The sequence below is a fragment of the Streptomyces recifensis genome (assembly GCF_002154615.1).
Lineage (GTDB): Bacteria > Actinomycetota > Actinomycetes > Streptomycetales > Streptomycetaceae > Streptomyces > Streptomyces griseoluteus.
Genome location: NZ_MUNH01000420.1, coordinates 1 through 2192 on the forward strand (window position 1 = coordinate 1; position 2192 = coordinate 2192).

Annotated in this window: 1 protein-coding gene; it reads right to left on the reverse strand. The window is 74.8% G+C overall.

The window, feature by feature from the left end; all coding sequences use genetic code 11:
* Nucleotides 1-319: 319 nt before the first annotated feature.
* Nucleotides 320-2192: amylo-alpha-1,6-glucosidase (locus CCN33_RS21365; RefSeq protein ID WP_107483971.1), on the reverse strand; the 1873-nt coding region annotated here is incomplete at its 5' end.

The following is a 2192-nucleotide window of genomic DNA, read 5'->3' on the forward strand; positions in this document are numbered from 1 at the left end:
CCCGTCCTCGGATTCCGTCCCCGGCGCTCCGGCGTCCCCCCGGTCATCACTCTTCCCGTGCTCGACAAGGGTTTCCACCCCGCCGTCGGGACCACCCCCCGGCGCGTCGGGTGACGTGTGTGCGTTCTTGTGCTGAGGCAACCCGGAGGTCCTTCCGCGCGAGGCCGGTGACGACGGAGGCGGCGGGCCGCGCCGGGGAGGCCGGGCAGGGCCGGTGGAGGCCGGTCCGCCTGGCCCGCCGTCCTTCCGTACGGTCCGCCGCAGGCCGGTGTTCACGGCCTACGGCAAATACCGGGCAAACGCCCGGTCAAGGCCGGTCTCAGGCGCCTCCGACCGCGGTGAGCAGGGCGAGCGGCGCCGCAGCCGAACGGGACTCCTGCACACACGCGTGCGGGTACGGCACCGGCTCGGGGTGGGTGTCACGCCCGTACCCCGCCAGCACTTCGGGAAGCCGGTGCCCGGCGGAGGCCGCCGCGTCCACCAGGCCACGGGCCACGGCGCGGGCCTCGTCGTGCAGGCCGTAACGGGCGAGGCCGAGGGTGATCAGCGCGTTGTCGTGGGGCCAGACCGAGCCCCGGTGGTAGGAGAGCGGGTGGTAGGCGGCCTGGCCGGCGGCGAGTGTACGGACGCCCCAGCCGGAGAAGAAGTCCGGCTCCAGCAGCCGGCGCCCGACGGCCTCCCCGTACTCCTTGTCCAGCAGCCCCGACCACAGCAGGTGCCCGGCGTCCGAGGCGAGCGCGTCTATCCGGTGCCCGTCGCCGTCCAGCGCCAGGGCCGGGAAGGCCTGTTCGGGCAGCCAGAAGTCCCGCTGGAAGCGGTCGCGCAGGTCGGCAGCCGCCTGCTCCAGCAGCGCCGCGTACGTCCCGTCGTCCCACACCGTCCGCGCCAGCCACGCCGTACGGCGCAGCGCGTCGTACGCGTATCCCTGTGCGCCCGCCGCCATCACCGCGCCGCTCGGCCGGGTGCCGTCGGCACGGCAGATGGCGCCGGGGGAGTCCTTCCAGTTCTGGTTGGCGAGGCCGCCCTCGTCGGCGCGGTAGACGAGGTAGCCGCGCGCGGTCAGCCCGCCGTGGTCCAGCATCCAGCCGACCGCCGCGCGGGCGTGCCGCTCCAGCCGCCGGGCCAAGGCCGTGTCGCCGGTGCGCTCCGTGTAGGCGCCGAGCAGCACCAGGAAGAGCGGGGTGGCGTCGACCGAGCCGTAGTAACGCCCGTACGGCACCTGCCCGAAGTGGGCCAGCTCGCCGTGCCGGACCTCGTGCACGATCTTGCCGGGCTGGGCGACCGCGGAGGCGCTGTCGGCAGTGGCCTGGGTGGCGGCCAGCGCGGGGAGCGTGGCGGCGGCCAGCCGCGGGCGGTACGGCAGGGCGAACAGCGAGGTCAGCAGGGCGTCCCGGCCGAGCAGCGTGAGGAACCAGGGTGCGCCCCCGGCCGGCACCCGCAGCCCCTCGCCGTCCGGCCCGCGCGCCGGTACCTGGAGCGCGGCCAGGTCGGACAGCCCGCGCACACAGGCGGCCGCCAACTCCGGCCAGGCGGTCGGGAAGGCGACCCCCTCCATGAACTCCTCTTCCGCCGAGCGGAGTTCACCGCTCACGGCGGCCGGGTCACGGGGTACGCGCACCGTGTGCCGGTCACCGTGCGGGCGGGCCACCACCCGCAGCAGCAGCTCCGCCGCGCCGTGCGGGTCGAGTTCGAGCGTCCAGACCAGCCGCCGGGCCCCGGTGCCGGTCTCCTCCACCGCGTCCGGAGCCGGGTCGGCGGTGATGGTCGTACAGGACCGCCACTCACCGCGCCGGTAGCCGAACTCGATCCCGTCGTCCATCACTTGCCGACTGCGCACGGCACCCGCCTTGACGTACGTGCGGTGGTCGGAGCGCAGCTCGAACTGGTCGGTGAAGTCGGCGTCGACGGTGAGCGCGAGCCGTACCGTGGTGGCCGTCGGACGATTGCCGGTGATGCGCACCGACTCCACGAACGAGCTGTCACCCACGGCCTGCTCACGCCACAGCGTGTACGCCGGCGGCTCCTGGCGCCCGCCGCGCGGCACCAGTACGCAGCGTGCCGTGTCACCCTCACCGACCGGCTTCAGCACCTCTGGTACGGCGCCGTCGACAGTGAGCTGCCAGCGGCTCAAGTGCCGGGCGTCGCGCACGAAGAGCCCCTCCACCCGGCCGCCCCCGCGCACCCCGCTGATG